Annotated in this window: 20 protein-coding genes, 1 tRNA gene, 1 other RNA gene and 1 pseudogene; 7 read left to right on the top strand and 16 right to left on the bottom strand. The window is 41.9% G+C overall.

All coding sequences use genetic code 11. From position 1 onward, the window contains the following. Nucleotides 1–71: 71 nt before the first annotated feature. Together Len3610_RS01470 and Len3610_RS01465 are read right to left on the bottom strand one after the other, a co-directional pair. Nucleotides 72–145: transfer RNA gene (locus Len3610_RS01470), tRNA-Gly, on the bottom strand. 228 nt (nt 146–373) lie between these two features. After that, on the bottom strand, nt 374–1,063 hold the full coding sequence (locus Len3610_RS01465) for a Crp/Fnr family transcriptional regulator (protein WP_176446383.1): 690 nt from the start codon (nt 1,061–1,063) through the stop codon (nt 374–376). Between the two features lie 141 nt (nt 1,064–1,204). On the opposite strand from Len3610_RS01465, the gene dat reads away from it, so the two are divergent. From dat to Len3610_RS21595, 3 genes are all read left to right on the top strand, one after another. After that, the gene (gene dat, locus Len3610_RS01460) at nt 1,205–2,068 is read left to right on the top strand and encodes a D-amino-acid transaminase (RefSeq protein ID WP_176446382.1); all 864 of its coding nucleotides are present in this window, start codon (nt 1,205–1,207) and stop codon (nt 2,066–2,068) included. A gap of 329 nt (nt 2,069–2,397) precedes the next feature. Beyond that, nucleotides 2,398–3,729 (top strand): DPP IV N-terminal domain-containing protein, encoded by a 1,332-nt coding sequence (locus Len3610_RS01455; protein ID WP_369693630.1) that lies wholly within the window; start codon nt 2,398–2,400, stop codon nt 3,727–3,729. Then, on the top strand, nt 3,657–4,388 hold the full coding sequence (locus tag Len3610_RS21595; RefSeq protein WP_369693672.1) for an alpha/beta hydrolase family protein: 732 nt from the start codon (nt 3,657–3,659) through the stop codon (nt 4,386–4,388). The genes Len3610_RS01455 and Len3610_RS21595 overlap by 73 nt, the downstream gene beginning before the upstream one ends. A gap of 567 nt (nt 4,389–4,955) precedes the next feature. Here Len3610_RS21595 and Len3610_RS01450 read toward each other — a convergent pair. Continuing rightward, nucleotides 4,956–5,249 (bottom strand): hypothetical protein, encoded by a 294-nt coding sequence (locus Len3610_RS01450; protein ID WP_176446381.1) that lies wholly within the window; start codon nt 5,247–5,249, stop codon nt 4,956–4,958. Between the two features lie 783 nt (nt 5,250–6,032). Here Len3610_RS01450 and Len3610_RS20405 point away from each other — a divergent pair. The 4 genes from Len3610_RS20405 to Len3610_RS01435 all read left to right on the top strand — a co-directional run bounded on the left by Len3610_RS20405 (nt 6,033) and on the right by Len3610_RS01435 (nt 9,587). Next, nucleotides 6,033–6,470, top strand: a complete 438-nt coding sequence (locus tag Len3610_RS20405) for an SDR family oxidoreductase (RefSeq protein ID WP_255259734.1) — start codon at nt 6,033–6,035, stop codon at nt 6,468–6,470. Between the two features lie 182 nt (nt 6,471–6,652). Continuing rightward, a complete protein-coding gene (locus Len3610_RS20400) occupies nt 6,653–7,129 on the top strand; it encodes a hypothetical protein (RefSeq protein ID WP_255259733.1) in 477 nt (158 codons plus the stop codon). Nucleotides 7,130–8,365: 1,236 nt separating this feature from the next. After that, nucleotides 8,366–8,608 (top strand): hypothetical protein, encoded by a 243-nt coding sequence (locus Len3610_RS01440; RefSeq protein WP_176446380.1) that lies wholly within the window; start codon nt 8,366–8,368, stop codon nt 8,606–8,608. 79 nt (nt 8,609–8,687) lie between these two features. Further along, the gene (locus Len3610_RS01435) at nt 8,688–9,587 is read left to right on the top strand and encodes a hypothetical protein (protein WP_176446379.1); all 900 of its coding nucleotides are present in this window, start codon (nt 8,688–8,690) and stop codon (nt 9,585–9,587) included. Nucleotides 9,588–10,138: 551 nt separating this feature from the next. On the opposite strand, the gene Len3610_RS01430 is transcribed toward Len3610_RS01435, so the two are convergent. From Len3610_RS01430 to Len3610_RS01370, 13 genes and pseudogenes are all read right to left on the bottom strand, one after another. After that, nucleotides 10,139–11,146 carry a phosphotransferase enzyme family protein gene (locus Len3610_RS01430; protein WP_176446378.1) on the bottom strand — a complete coding sequence of 336 codons (1,008 nt, stop codon included), beginning with the start codon at nt 11,144–11,146 and terminating at the stop codon, nt 10,139–10,141. 54 nt (nt 11,147–11,200) lie between these two features. Then, complete coding sequence (locus Len3610_RS01425; RefSeq protein WP_255259732.1) at nt 11,201–11,704, bottom strand: GNAT family N-acetyltransferase; 504 nt, start codon at nt 11,702–11,704, stop codon at nt 11,201–11,203. 142 nt (nt 11,705–11,846) lie between these two features. Then, the gene (locus Len3610_RS01420; RefSeq protein WP_176446377.1) at nt 11,847–12,989 is read right to left on the bottom strand and encodes an AI-2E family transporter; all 1,143 of its coding nucleotides are present in this window, start codon (nt 12,987–12,989) and stop codon (nt 11,847–11,849) included. A 199-nt stretch (nt 12,990–13,188) separates the two neighbouring features. Then, nucleotides 13,189–13,376, bottom strand: a non-coding RNA gene (gene ssrS / locus Len3610_RS01415) — 6S RNA. A gap of 51 nt (nt 13,377–13,427) precedes the next feature. Next, on the bottom strand, nt 13,428–13,676 hold the full coding sequence (locus tag Len3610_RS01410; RefSeq protein WP_176449517.1) for a sporulation protein: 249 nt from the start codon (nt 13,674–13,676) through the stop codon (nt 13,428–13,430). A gap of 35 nt (nt 13,677–13,711) precedes the next feature. Beyond that, a complete protein-coding gene (locus Len3610_RS01405; protein WP_176446376.1) occupies nt 13,712–13,843 on the bottom strand; it encodes a small, acid-soluble spore protein L in 132 nt (43 codons plus the stop codon). A gap of 173 nt (nt 13,844–14,016) precedes the next feature. Continuing rightward, nucleotides 14,017–15,621, bottom strand: a complete 1,605-nt coding sequence (locus tag Len3610_RS01400) for a fatty acyl-CoA synthetase (RefSeq protein WP_255259731.1) — start codon at nt 15,619–15,621, stop codon at nt 14,017–14,019. 399 nt (nt 15,622–16,020) lie between these two features. After that, a complete protein-coding gene (locus tag Len3610_RS01395; RefSeq protein WP_176446375.1) occupies nt 16,021–16,851 on the bottom strand; it encodes a halocarboxylic acid dehydrogenase DehI family protein in 831 nt (276 codons plus the stop codon). 165 nt (nt 16,852–17,016) lie between these two features. Further along, the gene (locus Len3610_RS01390) at nt 17,017–17,478 is read right to left on the bottom strand and encodes an RDD family protein (RefSeq protein WP_176446374.1); all 462 of its coding nucleotides are present in this window, start codon (nt 17,476–17,478) and stop codon (nt 17,017–17,019) included. 11 nt (nt 17,479–17,489) lie between these two features. After that, on the bottom strand, nt 17,490–18,485 hold the full coding sequence (gene sppA, locus Len3610_RS01385) for a signal peptide peptidase SppA (protein WP_176446373.1): 996 nt from the start codon (nt 18,483–18,485) through the stop codon (nt 17,490–17,492). 94 nt (nt 18,486–18,579) lie between these two features. After that, nucleotides 18,580–18,768, bottom strand: coding sequence for a YdbC family protein (locus tag Len3610_RS01380; RefSeq protein ID WP_255259730.1), 189 nt, complete (start codon nt 18,766–18,768; stop codon nt 18,580–18,582). 116 nt (nt 18,769–18,884) lie between these two features. Next, nucleotides 18,885–19,439 (bottom strand): annotated as a pseudogene (locus Len3610_RS01375) (short chain dehydrogenase). A gap of 378 nt (nt 19,440–19,817) precedes the next feature. Beyond that, nucleotides 19,818–20,984 carry an RNA-guided endonuclease InsQ/TnpB family protein gene (locus Len3610_RS01370; RefSeq protein ID WP_176446372.1) on the bottom strand — a complete coding sequence of 389 codons (1,167 nt, stop codon included), beginning with the start codon at nt 20,982–20,984 and terminating at the stop codon, nt 19,818–19,820. Between the last annotated feature and the right edge of the window lie 69 nt (nt 20,985–21,053).

Here is a 21,053-nt window from a genome sequence, read left to right as displayed (position 1 = left end):
TACAGCGGGGGCATACAAGAAAAAACGCAATGCTTCGTGATATAGCGAAACACTGCGTTGTGACATATGTATGGAGCGGGTGATGGGAATCGAACCCACGACATCAGCTTGGAAGGCTGAGGTTTTACCACTAAACTACACCCGCGTTATTCTTTCTGCATCCGCACCTGCAAAATATGTAATGTGATGTCTTTTTTTGCAACAGTATGTATTATACCAACACTGCAAAATGAATTCAACCCTTACAGAAGGAATTAAGTCACTTTTTTTGCGGCAATCAAACCCAAGACCGAAAAAAGGGGCATCACAGAAAAAATATTTCATGCCACCCCACCTTTATCTGTTTGCATACAATTATAGAAGTAAAGCAAGGCTACAACACACAATTTTCAACGTTGCATTGTTCACAGGCGAGCATTTTTCTAAAGTAATTCATGTCTTTAATCAAAAAATATTTATTTTTCTTCGCGATAACCCCTTGTTCTTTCCACTTGTTTACAATCCGGCTGACCGTTTCCCTGGAAATCGCAATGTGCCTGCTGACATCCTGAATCATAATCGGTTCGGTAATACGTATGCCTTCGGGGGTTACCACACCATGCATGTTTGAATAACGCACAAATATAGAAGCAACCGCGCCCTCTGAACCAAAAGCGATATAATCCCGCATTTTTGCTTTGCTTGCTTCCAGTGACTCAGCTAACCAGCGTGTGAAATGAAGACTCAACCGGCCATCTTGTGCTAATGTTTCTTCTATCGTTTCGCGTTTCACCGCATACAGAACACTATCCTCCATGGCTCTTGCTGAATTTGAATAATACCTGGCCCCAAAGACGCCAATCTCACCGAAACCATCCATAACACCGCGCGTGAAAATCGTTAAGTCTTTGTTCGGTTCAATTTGTTTAAAAATACGTACTTTTCCTTTATGTATCAAGTACAAGTATTCTGCCGGCCTGCCACCTTCAAAGATAAGAGAATTTTTAGGGATATACAGCTTCTTTGAAACATCCATGAGTTTATCTCTGTCCTGAGCACTTACTCGTTCCAAAATTGGTTCCATGTCATATTCCTCCCCTTTAACCATTATATATCACATTATAATAGGGTTTAAACTATTATTCTGTGATATTTGTCACTTTTGTATCACACTTTACAGAATAGGAATATCATTATAAAATAGCATCTCAAGGAGGCGTATAAGGTGTCTGTTTATCCTATTATTCTTTCACAAACAGGTTTCGCCCATCGTGACGAATTGACATACCCTTTTGAAGAACGGGGGCTGCAATTTGGCGATGGTGTCTATGAAGTGATTCGTATTTATGGTGGTAAATATTATCTGCTCACTGAACATGTTGAACGATTATTCCGTTCTGCAGAGGCAATTAAACTGTCACTGCCTTTTTCCAACCAGGACATTACGAAACGACTGCTCGATCTGTTGGAACAAAATGAAATGGTTTCCGACGGCATTGTATATCTGCAAGCAACACGTGGCTCAGCACCACGTAACCATGCCTTTCCAACAGATACTCAGGCAAACGTCTATGCCTACATTCGAGATATGCCACGTAAAACGAATAACCTGATAAACGGTGTTTCAGCCATTACACAACGGGATACCCGCTGGGAAAACTGCTATATTAAAAGCTTAAACCTGCTTCCGAATGTACTGGCAAAACAAGCAGCACAAGAAAACGGCAGTTATGAGGCAATACTAGAGCGTGACGGGATAGTAACCGAGTGCAGTTCATCCAACATCTATCTTGTAAAAAACGATAACATATATACTCACCCTGCCACAAAGACTATACTTCACGGCTGTGTCCGTATGCGGGTGGAACAATTTGCCGGCAATGACAATATCCCGTTTGTCGAAGAGGCTTTTGCCGTTGAAGATATTTTCGCTGCTGATGAACTATTCCTGTCGAGCAGCACTTCTGAAGTGATGCCGATCGTTGAAGTCGATGGAAAGATGATTGCCGATGGAAAACCCGGAAAAGTCACCAGACAGTTGCAGGAAGCCTATGAAAAAGATGCCAACATCAACAAAATCGTAACCTAGCTTCCTGAGATAACAGCCATTATAACATTTTCAAAAACCATAGGCGCCGGTAAATCATTGACACACACTTGAATGTAGCACCCCCCTGTTTTAACTACAATCGAAATAAATCGTAAAAAAGGGGCATGAATTTTTATTTTTTTCATGCCCCTTTTTCAGGTCCTGAATACGATTGTAGTAGTGAGAAGGGTATTTGGTTAAGTGCCTCTTTGATTCGTGATACGAAATAGTTTAATATAAAAATAACGTGGCCTTCATATAATGAAAACCGGGATATCCATAAATTGACCATAACTTATATTTTCGGAATTAATTAAGGAGGAACCACTATGAACAATGAAACAGCTCGTCCATTGACTGCAGAAGACCTGAAACATATTAGTGTTTACAGCGATCCGCAATTCACACCTGACGGAAAGGCCTACGTATTTGTGTCCACCAGGGCCAGCGATGATAACGATTATGTATCACAGCTTTTATTTCAGTCTTTAAATGAACAAAAGCCGAGACAGTGGACATTTGACGAAGCAAAAAACAGTCATCCGCGTTTTTCACCTGATGGCAAAAGAATCGTTTTCCAATCAACCAGAAGCGGTGTTCCGCAATTATGGCTCATACATACTGATGGCGGTGAAGCGAAACAACTGACAACATTCAAACATGGTGCTGTCAACCCTGAATGGACCAAAAACGGAAAATATATCATTTTCAGTGCACCGCTGGAACAAGGCGATGATGTAACCAATCAACATGAAGCATCCAAGGAACAACGGCAAAAAGAGCAAGACGAAAAAAACAAACAACCACTCACCATCAACCGTTTAAAGTATAAGTCAGACGTAAACGGGTTCCATGACGATAAACGCACACAAATCGTCCTGTATGATGTCGGGAACAACACATTTGAACAGTTGACGTCTGCTGATCAAAATCACAATTTTGAAGACGTATCACCGGACGGGAAATATCTCTTATTCAGCGCCAATCTAAACGAAGACAGTGATTATGAACTGACGAACGATCTTCATTTATTGAATCTGTCTACAAAAAACATAACACCATTGACGGATGGAAAAGGCCAATATGGCAATGCACGTTTTTCACCAAGCGGAGCAAAAATTGCCTGTTTCGGTCATGAATTTGCCTACCAGGGCGCAACATTTAATGACTTATACGTATTTGATGCTGCCTCTGGTGAAAGGTTTTGTCTTAGCGATCAATGGGACTTCCAATTAGGAGATGCTATGGTTGGTGATACAAAAATGGGACAGTCTGAAAATGGTCCTGTCTGGAGTGACGACGAAAAGTATTTATTTTTCATTGGCACTGATTTTGGGGCAACCGGTTTATACCAGACAGACCTGAACGGCGAACTGACTGTGCTGTACAAAGAGGACAACCACGTTTTTGGATTTTCCTATCGCGGCGGTGATTTTATTCTTGGTATAAGCACGCCAACAAATCCTTGCAATTTCTATCAGTTGGCTAATGGCGGACAAGTAAACCAACTAACCAATGCCAATCAGGAATTTTTAGATGATGTCGCATTAAGCGAGCCGGAAACACTGACAATTAAAGCAGAAGACGGCTGGGGGAGATTCAGGGGTGGCTGCTCCGTCCATACGGGTTTGAGAAAGATAAAAAATACCCGTTCATTTTAGAAATACACGGTGGCCCGCATATGATGTACGGTCAGACATTTTTCCATGAAATGCAGCTCCTCGCTGCCAAAGGCTATGTCGTTTTGTATACCAATCCGCGGGGGAGCCATGGATACGGTCAAGCTTTTGTGGATGCTTGCCGCGGGGATTATGGCGGCAAGGATTACACCGATTTGATGCGTGCCGTCGATTATGCACTGGACGAATTTGAGTTTATTGACAAAGACCGGCTTGGTGTAACCGGCGGGAGTTATGGCGGTTTCATGACAAACTGGATTGTCGGCCATACCAATCGATTTAAAGCAGCCGTCACGCAGCGTTGCATCAGTAACTGGCTTAGCTTTTATGGTGTCAGTGATATTGGTTATTTCTTCACCAAATGGGAACTTGGCAAAAACTTGCTGGAAGATCCAGCAAAACTGTGGGATTTTTCCCCATTAAAGTATGCTGAAAATATTGAAACGCCATTATTGATTGTTCACGGCGAAAAAGACTTCCGCTGTCCGATTGAACAAGGTGAGCAACTGTTTGTGACTTTGAAGCATTTACAAAAAGATGTTGAATTTGTCCGCTTCCCTGACGCCAACCATGAATTAAGCCGGAGCGGCAAACCGGAAATGCGCATCGAACGATTAAACCATTTTTACACGCTGGTTTGACGACACCTGTAAGAAAAACGCTGACGCGTCTTTCAGATGCCAGAGGTCGGAGGTCGGATTGGTAGAAATCGGCGAGTTAGCCGATTTCCGAATTGAAAACGTCATCCGAAATTTTATTCTTTCTTTTCGATAAACACAAATGGACACCGCTGGCTATAGGTGTCCCTTTTTCATCCAGCGTGTTCTCTCAGAAATGCATTGACTTTATCAAAATTATTTATCTTTCGCTACCACATAAGGCTCACCAATGATCAGCATTATCACAGTCAATGAGTTCTGCTTCACTTTTCGTATTTTCATATGTTTGTGACATGCTGGCAAGGACGAACGTATCAGCAATTCCATGAAAATACAGTATCGGTACCTCCGCCTTTTTCACTGATCAGCGCTGAAGCTCTGTCAGCGATAACCTGCTCTTAATTGCGTCACAACACTCGTTGATGGCAAGAACGGGAATGACGGGAGTTAAACATGCCGTCCATCTGATAGGCGAACAATCGTTCAACTTGTATATGGACTGTCTGCAACAACGGCTTTCACGTTATCCGGAGTTTTCACCGGCAGTCATTAAACAAGCAGCCGGCTCCATTGAAATACATGTAAATGAATCTCTGTATCTGCTCCATATCTTTCTATGATTTGGTCAATCAGTCCCAATAATCCAGGCGTCATGCCAGCCGAAACCGATGTAGTCACCGCCGCTTGCACCGTGTCCGCGTGCAATCGGCCGTAAATATGTTGTAGCCTTTTTGTTTCATAAATATTCACCCAACAGCCCATATCCATCGCAATTGCCGGATAGCCATGTGCCATCACCACGACTTTATTGGATGTTCTTCGTTCTAAAAGTGTAGCTGTCAATTCATCCCATCATCGGATACATTCGTCCATTCATCAAATTCCTGGTTGTCAACCCATGTCCGCCAGTCACCTTCCAGCAATTCTTCCATTGTTTCAGCGGATACTTCCAGGTCCTCATTCCCCTGCAGAAAATCTTTTTCGCCGCGGTCAATTGCCAGGTTGTAAAAATAAAACTGGCGATAATATTTATAAACAGGATGCCTAGAATCCCGATACCAAATTTTTAGCCATGTCTTCGTTTCACATCATATCTCCTCTCCAAATCTATTTCTCTTCCCCCATTATACAAAATCACGTATGCTTTGGCCTTTTATTTAATGGTACTTCTTAGAAATGACCTAAATCTGGAAAATATAAAGAATCGGGAAATAAAATCCACATTGATTAACCTCGCAGCCGATACAAATTGACACAATGAAAAATTTGTGTGCTATGACATCGCTCCGGAAATACGCTCCGCTGTTTGGTGCTTTAAATCAAATTCATTTATCGTGTAATCAAACCTCTCTTGTGGTTGTTGATTGGAGTGGAGGGCAGGAGACTCCTGCGGGAAAGCGGGCAGCTAGACCTGAGCAGGAAGCGGTTTTCTTCCGAGGAGGCTGAAGCGTTGCCCTAAGGTGTGACTGCCCGAAACGGAAATCAACAAAGCACTCTATGTCGCAGTTTATCAATTTTTGTGACAAGAACAATAATTATTTAATAAACAGACATCTAAATACACCTTCTTTTTGAAAGCGCTTTATAATATAATAGTTTATAAGATTTAAAAAAGGAGGAAGTTGAATGCGTCACATCTATTTTCTGACTGGCTATCCGGGATTTCTTGCAACAAATCTCATATCACAGCTCATCCATGACCATAGGCAACATATAGATCATATTTATGTACTGGTACTGCCCAGCCTCCATGAGACAGCCTCCCGGGAAATCAGCCTGCTTGCGGAAAACAACGCTATTGATCCGGCCACTTTTACCATTGTTTCAGGTGATATCACAAAGCATGAACTCTCGATTGAAAAAGACATGAATCAACAACTAAAATCAGCAGTCACGCACGTCTTTCACTTAGCAGCTATTTATGACCTGGCTGTTCCGAAAGATTCCGCATTCAAAGTCAATGTCAACGGAACCCGCAATATGAATGACTGGGTCAAAGAATTAACAAAACTTGACGCTACGTCTATTTCCAGTACCGCCTATGTATCCGGAAACGCGAGGTAAAATTTACGAAACTGAGCTATCAGAGGACAGTCATTCAGACCATTATGAAGAGACAAATATCATGCGGAAGTATTTAGTGGATGATTTTGAAAAAGAAGTTCCAATAACCAATTATCCGTCCCGGCGTAACAAGGGCCATTCCACTACTGGAAACACTCAAATTCGACGGTATTTTATTTTCAATGCTGAATATGTTTGACCGGTTAGCCTGGTTACCGGTTATTCCATATATCGGTGAGGGCAAACCAGAGGGGAATTTCATACCATATGATTACCTGCTGCAAGCCGCAAGTTACCTCGGGATGGAACCAATCGGTGAAGGAAAAACATACCATCTCACAGATCCAAGTCCTTATACAATGCGTGAATTGTACCGGATGATTGCAGAAGAATATCTGGGGAAAACACCTAAGGGCACTATCCCATTGTCATGGCCAAAACGTTCCTTATCTTCTGCACCACTGCGCAAATGGCTGCACGCTGAACAGGAAGCGATGGATTATTTTATAATCGATGCAAGTTTCGATAATTCAATTGCAGCAGCGGATCTGGCCGAATCAAAAATCACCTGTCCTGATTTTAAAGACAGCATCCATTCAATGATACAATTTTATCGGAAATATAAACACGACAGCAGCAAACATATATCAATTGTATAACCTTTAATCAGCAAAGTTATAAGAATATTTTACTATTTTTTGAAAATGACAAGCTTTTCCAGCATCTTTATAGTATAATGAATGGGACAGCTTATTGTGGGAACGCTTTGCATTAGAGTGGCAGGAGAATCATTTCTCCGGCTGGCGGCTTCACTCCTTTATATGAAAGGGGCTGAAGTAAGTGATCCCAATTGACAAGACGCTCGAGCTGATGTTGATGTTTGGGACGCTCGTATTGTTAATTTCTGGCTCGAATGAAAAATAAGTAATACCCAGCCAAAATTAAATAAGTCAGGGGCATTACTTTTTTTCGGTTTCTGGTTAAAAGCCGCCATTCCTTTCAATAACTGTCACGAGTCGCAAGTTGCAGCTTGCGGCTCGTTTGCGTTCTTTCGAAAAAACAACCAATTCCATTCTATTTAACCTTAACACCAATTATTCATTAAATATTTGATTCTTTTCGCTCTCTGAAACCCGTTGCATGTGGGGTAATGCTTTGCATGGTTATCATACTTTTGACTCAATCATATTATACCATTCTTAATACCCAAAATCCATCAAAGGTACCTCTAAATTTCGCTCCACTCTTCTACCTTCCCGTTAAAACTCTTCGTATAACGTCCCGGAATTGGACTGATGGATGGCAATTTAATGACATCAATGTTGATTACAGATTCTCCGAACGAGAAAGCCCATCGTCTTTAGACTTGGGATGAAAGTGAGGTCAGATACGGAGCGCCACAAAAGAAGGTTTTGTGGTGCTCCGTATCTGAAATGAATTAAGTTAAAAAGATTAAGTGTGTTTAGTAAACGATTTCTTGCTTTCTGATAGTCAATAGGATATAATAAAAGTGAAACATACGTTCCCTTCTAAAAAGGTGTTCACATTGGCTAAAACAACATCCCCAACGTTTGTGTTAACTTGAATAGATTATAACACCAAGAATGTTTGCTGTCATCACTGATGAATTGGAAATTTGCCGCATCATATATAATACCGTCTTGTGAGTACTGAAACGTGAAAAAACAAAAACGGGAAAAGGCATATAAAGCGGTTAATCCGCCAACTGCATAGCGTCAATAAGAAATTGGCAAAAGATGACCATGATGCCTCGCTTATTCATGAAAAGAAAATGATCAATCAAAAGCTTCATCTTTTAAAGAAAAAAAATATGAACTGACAGAATTTGCTTTCACACGTGTGGTAAAACCTATTCGTCAGCACTTCCATATAAAGTGATGCAAGCTGTTGCGCAAAAAACAGCCTCCCGCGCCTGGCTGGCATTCAGCAAAAAAACTTATTTGGAAGGCCAAACATGTCCCGCTTTGTTCGAAAGAGAAAATGGAAGTTTTGAAGGAAAACCAACACGACCGCTGGCGTGGCGTTTTAGAGACGGATTGATCGTCTATAAAGAATTTACTACACCACTGAAATCAAAAAGAACGATGCCTATACTTCTGAAATCCTTCACCATTTAGATAAGCAAACACCTTCTCCTATACAATCATATCAGACGGAAAAGAGAAAACGGTACATGATCAATACAGGGTAAAATTTGTGCGGATTGTTCAAAAAGAAGTAAGAGGGCGCATACGCTATTTTGCTGATTTGGTTATCAGCGGGTATCCGCCATCCAAGAACAGAAAGCTTGGAAAAGGAGATGTTGGATTGGATATTGGCACATCAAGCCTGGCTGTTTCATCATTAACAAAAGCTGCCTTATTCAATTTAGCGGAACAGGTTCAAGAAATATCACGTGATATTCGATTGATTCAACGTAAAATGGACCGTTCGAAACGGGCGACAAACCCGCAAAATTTCAATAGAGATGGCACAATCAAACAAGGCAAGAAAACCTGGGTATTTTCCAATCATTATCGGAAGTATCGTGTAAGATTAAAAGAATTGCATCGCAAACAAGCAGTGATTCGAAAATTATCCCACCGTACTTTAGCAAATGAACTTCTCACGCTTGGTGATCACTTTTGTACGGAGACCATGCATTTTAAAGCCCTGCAAAAACGAAAGCAGAATACTGAAACATCCGGGAAAACAGGAAAGTATATACGCAAAAAACGTTTTGGAAAAACACTCGGCCATCGGGCACCGGCCATGTTTATCACCATACTGCGTGAAAAAGTGATACGCCTCGGCGGCACCTTTGCAGAAGTGAATACTCAGAAGTTCAAAGCCAGCCAGTACTGTCATGTTAAAAATATATACAGCAAAAAGCCGTTGTCACAGCGCTGGCATGTGATTGATGACAATACGAAGCTGCAGCGTGATCTGTATTCAGCCTTCTTATTGATGAATGCCAATAGGTCAGGAACCAAACCAAATCGAAGCCAATGTGAGGCAGCCTTTCCATTGTTTAAAAAGTTGCATGACCAGGTAATAAGAGCCATTGTAAATAGCAAAAGAATGATATTAAATTCGGGAATTATTGTAAAAAACTAATGCAATACATACAGCGGTGTGATACCACCGGGCTTGTGAAAGTCAAAGATGCGGTCGTTAATGGCAGCAGAGGCTGCTTTGGCCGTGAAAGTTCTGAAGGAAATGGTCCCAGTATCCTGAACAACCCTAAATGCCGAGCACATGAAAATGTGTCTGTGGCTGCCGGCCGGAAGAAGGACAATGGATTCAGAACCCTACTGCTTTAGCTGTGGGAGTATCAGATGTGTTTTCCCCACTGATAAACGTTTAAATAAAATCAGCTTAGTTTAAAGTGGCTGGGACATGTCTATAATTATCAACTCTAAAGACGAACAATGCCCAGATTTAGCGAAGGAAATATACGTAGACTCCTGCGGGAAAAGAGGCATAGGTGAGACCCCGCAGTGACGAGCAAAACATCTACCGAATTAGCTACGAGTTGCGAGGAGTGCTGCTCCCCCGAATTCACTTGCAACACGACGAGCAATGCTTTTCTGCGAGGAGTGCGACTTCATCGAAATAACTTGCAACACGACGAGCACCAAGTATATTTCCGGAGCGGTTTATTTGCACTAACCATTTATTCTGGTGTAGTCATCCATCTCTCTAAGATTTTCATCGCCCAGTCTGTCTGTCCTTAACTGCCCTATAAATAACTTTAATGTCTGCTCGTTAATCCAATTCGTTCCCCACACATCATCATTGGCGATCATGGTTCCCATCAGCCAAATCCTCCTGGCAGTAATAAACAGCGGCAAGCTCTTCATCTCGGCTCCTGATAAATCACGCTCAGCTAAATAGCCTTTCAAAAATGCATCCCAGCATTCTTCCTCCATATTTCGATAGTTATTTTTCAAATTCCACCAGGACACTGCAATATCATAGCCGCGATACCCGATAGCACAGCAGTCAAAGTCAAACACTTCTAATTTACCATCATGAATATGCATATTATGGTTATGGAAATCACCATGGCAAAAGCCCTTTTCGAGATCGAGTTCCCATAGGTCAGCCTTCGTATTTTCCACGACTGTTTGAAAAACTTCGACGGCCTCATGACCAATATATCTTTCAATGACCGGGGATATAACAGCTGCCGGTTCATCAAGTAAGTGCGTTGTATCCAGCTGAAATCCGCGTTCATGTATCGGGAAGAATCCAGATGTCAATTCATGCATACGTCCAAGCGCTGCACCGATTTCCTCCGAATTGTCCACATTAATCAGCGGACGCACCCCTGCCGAATAGGAAAACAGCACACCATAACGCAAACCTTCAGGGGCTTCTATTTCATTCAAAAATAGCCCATCCCTTTTTTTAATCGGATAGGATATACGAAAATCCTGTTCATACAAATGAAGAAGGCTGTCCAATTCAAATGAAATGGCCTGTTTATCACGCCAGCCTGACCGATAAACCCTGAAAATATATTGATGATCCTTATCATCCGTTATGTAATACGTATCATTCAATCCACGGGCTAAGAAATCACAGTGACAATCCCCCTCCATATCATAATCTGCCATCATTTGCTTGATTGTTTCCGGATCGATTAGTGAGTGTTTTACATTTATATGCAATATCTGATGCCTCCAACATGTAACGTCATTCATCAGTGTCCCTGAATACCTGAACTATCCCAGAGTCATAACCATATACTCCTCGTCGAAATAAGTATCACCTAACTTGACGGCCTGTTTATGTACACCAAACGGAACAAACCCCAGTGCATAATAGAGGCTTTTTACAGTATCGCGTTTAATGATGACGGATAGACAAACCTGCTCCACACCATCCAATGACTTTGCACAATCAATTGCTGTGTGCATTAATGTCTTGCCTGTTCCGTTTTCCCGCTTATACGGTGTTACATAAAGCCCGGAGATCGTAGTACGGTGTTCGGCTTTCATTTTTGTTTCCCTGATGAGTGTCACCACGCCAAATAATTCATTCGATTCAAAAGCACCAAACGTATGAATGTTTTGCGACTGAAATATTGCTTGATACTCACCAATCGAGTCAGCCTGTACTTCCTCATAACTCGCTGAAAATGCTTCGGGACTATTCAAGAGTGCCTCCAGCCGCAATTTTTTATATACCTCTGCATCCCCCGGTTCCAGCAAACGGATATCGATCATCACCATCTCCTTTTTCTGGCCATTTGTCAAAAGGGTTGTCCTTGCCATCATTATATGAACGACATGATTCATTTCATGAGGATATGATGGAAAAACTGCTATTTCCTAAAGAATAGCAGTTTTATCCAGCTTAGACAGTATTCTATTCTTCATAAGCGCCATCGTCTTCACCGTAAAATCGGTTGTAACGTGCCTTGAATTTTTGAAACAAATAAACGGTAAGCACCTTCAAAATGGCATATCCGGGGATACCAAGGATGACACCGACGACACCGAACAGATTCCCTGCGACCAATAATATGATAATGATCGTAAGTGGGTGGACCTGCATTGTCTTTCCCATAACGTTCGGCGAAACAAAATTTCCCTCGAGAAACTGTACCGCAGCCCAGACAATTCCCAATTTCAGCAGCATAACCGGCGAATCAACAATCGCAATGATAATGGCCGGAATGATGGCAATCGTTGGCCCTATATATGGCACGACACTCGTTACGGCAGCAATAATAGCCAGTGTGATGGCATAATCCAGACCAATAATCAAATAGCCGATATACAGCATAATACCAATGCACGTTGCGACAATAATCTGACCCTGAATATAAGAGCCGACTTGAACATCCATATTGTGCAGTATTTGATTAACTTCATTTCTGTATTTAGGCGGCAGCAATTTCAGGAAAAATTGCTTGAAACGGTCTCCGTCCTTTAACAAGAAGAACAAAATAATCGGGAAAGTAATAATGGCGACCACAACGCTTGTAATGGTGCTGGCAACGTTTTGTACACCTTCAACGGCACCACCCAGGTATTCGCCTACTCTGCTCGTTATATCACTTAAATTCGATGTAAACCATTCGTAACCCTGTTCATAATATGGGGCCAGGAAAGAAGTTTGAATCCAGTTTTCAATCCCTTCACCCATTTGCTGCAAATAATTCGGGAATCTGGCGGCCAAATCCTTCACCTGCGACTCAATCGCCGGTGCCGTCAGTAAAATCAATCCGGTCAATAAGCCACTGATGCCGAGGATAATGATGACAATCCCCCATATGCGATTAATATGTACCCGCTCCAAAAGGTCAACAATCGGATTCAGTAAATAAAAAGCAATAAAGGCTAATATAACCGGCGGCAATACGGTTGAAATAATGGTAATAATCGGATTAAAAATAAACGATACTTCCGTATAGATGAAGATGGCGATTCCAATCAGTATTAATAAGATCAAACCGTAAAACAAATCACGGCCGCCAATAAATTTCATAAACCGGCTTGTTTTCATAACAGAACGCTCCTCCTCGATACACAAATTATAGACGATATTACGAAAAATTTCCATAATATCGTGAAGATTGAAGCGCATATTTTTCGTGCAATACCTGCCAGCTCATCTATTCTTGTTCTATACCGGTACTACTATAGATCCCTGAAAAACACAAAAAACCAGCTCCCTGAAGGAAACTGGCTTATCACTTAATTAATTAGCAGCCACAAGTGCCGTATTTCTTAAATAAAAAGTTTTAAAACCACCACTTCACCAAGTGGGTGTTTGCAGGAACCTTCCTGTCTTCCACTCGTTGGAGGCACGACATTTGAGTCCCGATATAAAACTCCCTATTCATCTGTTAGAGGTTAAAACTTAATTTAAATACGAACATCGCAGCTTGTAAATTTATAATACATCTTGAGGGTAATAAAATCAATGGTATTTTTTGCCTAATTAAAAAAGTAATTCATAAATTTCTCTTAATTGCCCGGCTCGCACTTCATCTTCTGCATTTCTGGCATAATTCAATTCCTTCTTGACTACCTGATCCAGATATTCCATTTCTTCTTCGTTCAGGTTTCTGACAAATTCCTCTTCATTCTTATAACCATTTCGCTCAAGCTTATCGGCAATTTGTTTGGTCATATCATTTTCTTGATGGTTCACAAGTGATTCACGCAAGTAGCTCAATGTATTATCGATGATTCTCACCTTCGTCCTTTCATCAGATAGCACGTTTAAATTTTTGTGTTTTTCTTTTTCGCACGCTGTTCAAGCTGACTGTCCGGCTGCTGGTCCGCCACATCTTCACTCAGCCCTTGCTTGTTAACACTTGTTTTGACTTGATTCTTATCTTTTTTCTCAGCCATAAAACCACCTCCAAGCTTTATTATTTCAAGATGGAAGTGTTTTATGCTGAATACCGATGGGGAAACTTTGGCGTTTTCAACCCTGATTTTGGCGATTTTATATCAATGTTTGGCGTTTCCGATGTTAACTTTGGCGTTTTTCTCCTAATCTTTGGCGTTTTTCATTAAGTGGCCTACACCTCTCCCGGATTTTCATACTGATCCCGCAAAGAACGTTTCAGAACTTTACCACTCGGATTTTTGGGCAGCTCATTCGAAAATTCCACATACTTCGGAACTTTGAAATTTGACAGCCGCTCCCGGCAAAATTCAATAACAGTCTTCTCAGTCAATTCCGCTCCGTCTTTCCGCACAATGACAGCGGTAACGGCTTCAATCCAATAGGCATCCGGAATCCCGATGACTGCAACTTCGGACACCGCATCCATCTGATAAATCGTTTCCTCGACTTCACGGCTCGATACGTTAACCCCGCCTGTGTTGATCATATCTTTTTTGCGGTCAATAATCGTAACATACCCTTCTTCGTCCATCACACCCAAATCTCCGCTGTGAAACCATCCGTTCTTGAACACTTCAGCCGTTTTTTCCGGATCATGCAAATAACCTTTCATTGTGTGCGGTGTCCGGTGAACAATCTCGCCGACTTCACCGCGCTGCACTTCATTGCCAGCATCATCCATAATTTTCGTCTGCACGTTAAGTGTCGGTACTCCGGCAGAGCCAAGCTTACGCAGCTGATCTTCCGGCTGCAATGCTGTGGCGAGCGGTGCCACCTCTGTCTGCCCGTAGAAATTCCAGAATTGTGCATTCGGAAGACGCTCCGCAAGCTCTTTTAAAATCTCCCGGGGCATGATAGCGGCACCATAATAGCATTTTCTCAGTGTTGACAAATCCCGCTTATCAAAATCAGGATTCCTTAACAGTGCAATCCAGACCGTCGGCGGTGCAAATAATTGGGTTGCACCTTCCTCTTCAATTGTTTTTAAAATAACTTCCGGACTTGCTCCTCCTAGAATAATACCACTAGCCCCGACATAAACACTCGGCCCTAAAAACACATGCAGCTGTGCACTGTGATAAAACGGCAAGGCATGCACGAGTACATCTTCTGCTGCCATTTTCCCATCAACGATACAGCTCACATATTCACTTATAAGACTTTTATGAGAAAGCATAACCCCTTTTGGCCGTGATTCCGTTCCACTCGTATACAGCACATGCGCAAGGTCATCATCGCTGGTGGCAACATCAACGAGGTCAGATGCCTGTCCTTCACGCGCATCAGATAACGATACCCACTCTGCAAGAACGCCATCAAACGTCCCCAATGTATCCATTAAGTAACGCTGCCTGATGTCCAAGTTCCCTGCTGACTCATCCAATACTGACGCATATTCCTCTGAAGCAATGAACGCACTGACTTCTGCATGTTCCAGAATATACTGTACATCCTCACCCGACAGCATATAATTGATGGGGATCATGACCGCGCCCATACGTGCCAAAGCAAAATTGACGACAACAAAATCCAAACTGTTCCTGGACATCACCGTTACCATGTCACCTTTTTTCATACCGTCTTTCAGAAACGCACGTGCTGTCTGATTTACTAAGTCATCCAATTCTGCATAATTCAGCCGCTGTCCATCATAGACAAATGCAAATTTTTCAGGCATCCGGTCACGCGTACGTGCCAGTAAATCCCCTAACGTATTCCGCCGCGCCCTGTCCAACATTCTGCCAAGATCACCCGATACATTTGTTTCAACACTCATAACGCCACTCCTTAAATGAATTTTCGATGGTTTATACTGAATCTTCTTTGTTTTAGTTTAATTCAGATATAATATTATAACAAGTGTGAAAAATGTCTTCTTTTGCCGAAAAATAGCTGCAATCATCGCAGTTTGTCTAAATGGCTGATCATAACTGAATAACACTAGAAAAACTCAGGCTAGCCTCGCCTTCCCAAAGGTCAGAGGCCGAAAGTCAGACTTGTGGAAATCGGCGAATCAGCCGATTTCAAGATTGAAGTCTTCATCTGAAATGTTATACTTTCTGACGTTACAAAAAATCCACCCTCAAAATGAAGATGGATCCTTTTTTAATATGACTCAGTCGTTATAACACTTTTTTAAGCTTAAGGGATAAATAAGTTATTGTCCCACGTTCCATCAATCAATCATCCGTTTGAAAAACTCACCCTCAATGATTAGTTCGGGAAGTATATTCTGGAACATGGAAATAATCCCCATCATGCCTGCAATATCTCTTGGGTTATAAACCTCATATAAAAAATCAGTATTTATTGTAACCGGAAAAGGCATGCGTTCATGAACCAGTTTAATGGACTTCTTCTTAAGATTAGCTTTCAGCAGATTATAATCATCCGATCCGACATAGTATTTCAGGCTCCCCCAGCTTTTTTCCAAAAAGATCGGGTAATTAGCAAGTGCACGGTAATCACTTGCAGCGTCATAGGCACGATGCTTTCTAATAATATTTAAGAGTAAGTTTTCTACATCAGGTGTTGTATGACATATATCCACTAAGTGAATGGCTTCCAATCCTGGAAAAACGCCAGGAGCTATATATCCATTAGAATGCTGCGTACCTTGAATTGGCCGATTACCTAAACTTTCCGCCCATGCGCTGGCAATTAGTAATAATTTTGGATTGACATAATTGAAAGTAAAAATGACGCGTTTAATTTTCTCAATCGTTGACACATCATAAATTGTATCCCAATTCATCCCTGGAACATCCACACTGATATCCGGATATCTGAGTTTATCAGCAGCTTTTTCCATCTCAACCGTCAGCATATTTGGACGAACCTGAGTCCATGCTGCGCCTAAAAATGTTTCATATAGCGCCAGTGTTCTAAACATAAAATTAACAATTGGCACCTTTAAAACCGTCTGTATATCCTGATATAGCATTCCCAGACTTTCTTTTGCCTCTTTCTCATAAATTTCCGGTACACCGTAATCCAAATTTAACATAACGAAACCTCCAAGCATTAAACGTCTTCTATGAAGTTATCCTATGTTCGCCTGAAGATAATTGGGACGATAGTACAGTTTTTCGGAAATATACAGTTTGGATTATATATGAATGAGTTTTTTTCAAAAAAAAGATGGCACTGTAAACAGCGCCACCTTCTATCATCATCTGTCAAACACAACCCGTGTGCCGGCAAACATGTCATGGATTCCTCGTTTTTGTGTATCGAACGCCACAAATAAATATAACACGTTTGTAAACCAAAACACACGGTGAATAAAGCGTCCAACCACTTCCCGGAAAATCAGATCACTCCATTGCAGCGGCTCCATATCTTCACGGACTACCCTCAAGCCCAAAATCATCTTGCCCAGTGTCTTCCCATAATATTTTGTCATGAGCAAAAAGTACAGATAAAACACAATCGCTCCAATAATACCGGTCACCGTCCAAAATCCGATATCGGTCGGGTCGCCATCGTTAATAAATTTAAATGGACTGAGAAGGATGCCGTTAATACTGAATACGATAACTAAATCGGCCAGGTACGCCCAAAAGCGCATCCAGAATCCGGCAAATCGTCGGTCATTGATTGTTTCTGAATATGTTTCCGGAATTTCGTTCATAACAGCACCCCCTACTTCGTATATAGATACATGGCACGTGGCCCATCTGATTGCTGAATCAGTTCCTGAATTGCTGTGAGATCAGCTTCTTCATTTTTAAACATGCTTTGTGCCCAACCGCCTAAGAAGTTGTTAAATTCAAAGCCGGATTTGTACTCAACAACCTGTGCATTTGGCCAGTCAAAATCTTCCTTCATGACCTGAGCTGTTTCTTCCAATGAGCCAAGTTCATCGACAAGCCCATTGTCAGCCGCCTGTCTTCCGGTATAAACCCGTCCGTCACCAAGGTCACGCACTTCAGACTCGGACATATCCCGGCCGTCGACAATGACCTGGACAAAATCAGCGTACATATCGTCAATCATGTTTTGCAGAATATCCTGCTCCTCATCAGTCATTTCCCTTGTCTGGGACATAATGTCCTTAAACTCACCACTCGTAATCGTATTGAAATCAATTCCGATATCTTCAGCAAGCTCGGCAAAGTTAATGCTTTGCATGATCACACCAATTGAGCCGGTCAATGTTGCCGGATGAGCAACGATTTTATCGGCAGGTGCGGAAACATAATAACCGCCGGATGCCGCCTGGTTACCCATTGAAACGTATACGGGTTTATCCTGTTCTTCTTGTATTTCAACAATTTTGTCATGGATTTCGTCACTTTCGACAACACCACCACCAGGTGTATTGACACGTAAAATAATCCCGTCCACCGTACGATTTTCACCGACATCCTCCAATTTTTTCAAAAACCGGTCGTGGTTGTAGCCGCCCGAATTAAGCATGGAAGACGTGGAAATATCCTGGATTACCCCGTCAAGCTCAACAACGGCAATTTTATTTCCGGTACCTTGTTCGATAACTTCCTGTTGATATTGCTGCTGCGGTGCATCAAACAAAGCCTCCACATCGGTTGCAAACAACGAGCTCATAAATCTGAAACCGATGGAAACTGCAAATAATATGACCGCAATCCCTAATGCGAACCAACGTTTTCTATTCAATTCGATGTCCTCCATTCAGTTTAATGTTATATGTATACGCCCATGATACTACATTTTTTGACAAATCTTAAACGAGAGGCGGGTAAACACTATATTAAAGATCCAGCTTGTCCAAAGCAGTTTTCAGATTAGTCAGATCTGCGTCCGTCAACGTGACACCTTTTCCCATTTTCGCCTTATCCGGAGACCAGTCCCGAAGATCATACTTGGGATCACGTCCATTCCAGCTGACCAGATTCAGCTCTTTTGTCCAACCTTTTTTGGTGATCGGACAGTACTGCAATATGTTCGATAATTTTCGTATTTTATATCAGCCACACAATTCTCCCTATGAAAATATTAAGGCTGAAGCAGCGCCTCTATAAAATTTATAGAGTGCGCCGCAGCATGCCATAAACTTCAGTAAACATTATAATTTTGCCCGGTTTGTGCACCTTCTACACTCTTAATATAAGACCTTGCCACACGCTCGGCCGGCACAGGTGTAAACGGCAAGGTTACCTATCTTGTCCAGGATTCCTGTACGATATTAGGACTGACGCAATTTATCCTGATTCCCCTTGGCATTTCAATCGACGCTGCTTTCACAAACGCTTTGACACCACCGTTCGCCATGGCAGCTGAGGCGCCCATTGGTATGGGATCATCCATCATGACACCCGTTGTCAGTGTGAAACTGCCGCCATCGTTCATATATTCCTGCCCCAACAGCACCAGGTTGATTTGCCCTTTCAGCTTACTCTCGATTCCTTTTTCGTTCAGCTCTGGTGTCAGCTCCGGAACTGCTTTGAAATTTGCTCCCCGGACGTTCACGGACAGCATCCACGACCAGTCGTTTCATTACATAGCTGTTATACTCCCGGCGATGTTATATCAATTGAAACATCCGCCCCGTTTCTCCCGCACGTATACCTCATGATCCGTCTCCAATGCTTTTCGCACTTCACTTCCGATCGTTCACTTGCCCAACAATAGTATTCGCACGCACTCATCTCCCTTTTTTTTATTTTTTCTAAAACATCAAAAGGCCAGTCAACATTTAAAAATAAATTTTCCTGCTTTGTTTTCTACGTTTCATTTTCGGTGGAACATAACCATGATTATAAATTCTGCCTTTTGATATATGACACTTCTTTAAAAATATATCCATTTGATCCGTACCATATGTCCCAAATGCCTGAAGTGAACCTCTCCACCTAAATCAGGATTTTGATGGAGCTTCCCTATTCACAGACGATTGCTTTGTTCTATTGAACCGAGACTTACATCATCTCCAAGGGCTTTGTTTATACTGTTCGGACAGGACCTTGCCCTACAGTTGGAACCATTTATTTACGCCGTTGGACTGAGATTCAAAAGGGCCAATCCAGCTTTTTCAATATTGATGGCAGCATTATGGTCGCGGTCAAGAATAGTTCCGCATGACTTGCATACATGCGTGCGAACAGACAGAGATTTTTTCACACGAGCCATACAGCCGGAACAGTCTTGACTGGTATAATGCGGTTTAATTTTTACAAGCTTTCCACCATTATTGTTACATTTATATGTGAGCATATTACTAAAAGTACCCCAGCCAGCCTCATGAATTGACTTTGCCAAATTACGATTTTTCACCATATTTCGGATGATCAGGTCTTCCACAAAAACAAATTTATAAGTTTTCGAAAGCCGGTAACTTAGCTTATGGAGAAAATCACGGCGCTGGTTCGCAATTTTTATGTGCAGCTGCTGCACCTTTTGAAGCTGTTTCTTCCAGTTGTTTGAGCCTTTTTTCATGAGGGAAAGTTTCTTTTGCGCTCGATGCAGTTTCTTTTCTTCTTTCAGGAGGAACTTTGGATTATCGACTGTCGTCCCATCGGATAAGACGGCAAACTTTTGAATACCAACATCAATGCCTGTTGATTGAACAGGGAAATCAACCGTTTCGTTTACGTGTCTTTCGACGCTGAATATCGCAAACCAACGGCTGCCCTGACGTTTGATGGTGACTTGTTTCACTTTGCCTTCCAATGGACGATGAAAATTCACATACACTGCCCCGAGCTTTGAAATAAGAAGATGATTATTGTCGTCTAGCGAAGCAGCATAACGCACATCACGCCGTTTGACTTCACCGGTTTTCTTGTTTTTCACATGTCGTTTGTCGACTCCAAATTGTGTAAATGTCAGTGAGTTATAATCTTTGTGTTTTTTGAGTTTTGGATAACGTGCACGTCCTTCAAAAAAGTTCTTATACGCTCGTTCCAGAGGAAAGAACACTTCCTGAAAAGGCTGCGACGGTATCGTTTTAAGAAACGGGATCTTTTGTTTATCCGCCTTTTGCTGTTTTTGTAATTGAGTTCGGGATAATCCTGTCTGGTTCTTTTGGTAAAAACGCTGTTTATCCAGAAGGGCGGAATTGTACTGCTGACGGCAAATGGATAGCCAGCTATCCAATGTTTGCGTCTGTTCTTCGTTTGGATACATCTCATATTTATAATTCATGCGAACCAGCATTTGTTGTCACCATCCGAACGTTTGCTTAATTCATATTATACCAAACAAACGTTCCCGTGTCTAGGATTT

Source organism: Lentibacillus sp. CBA3610, assembly GCF_013373365.1.
Classification (GTDB): Bacteria; Bacillota; Bacilli; order Bacillales; family Amphibacillaceae; genus Lentibacillus.
The sequence above is the reverse complement of the archived record's forward strand: the minus strand, read 5'-3'. Positions and strand labels throughout refer to the sequence as shown.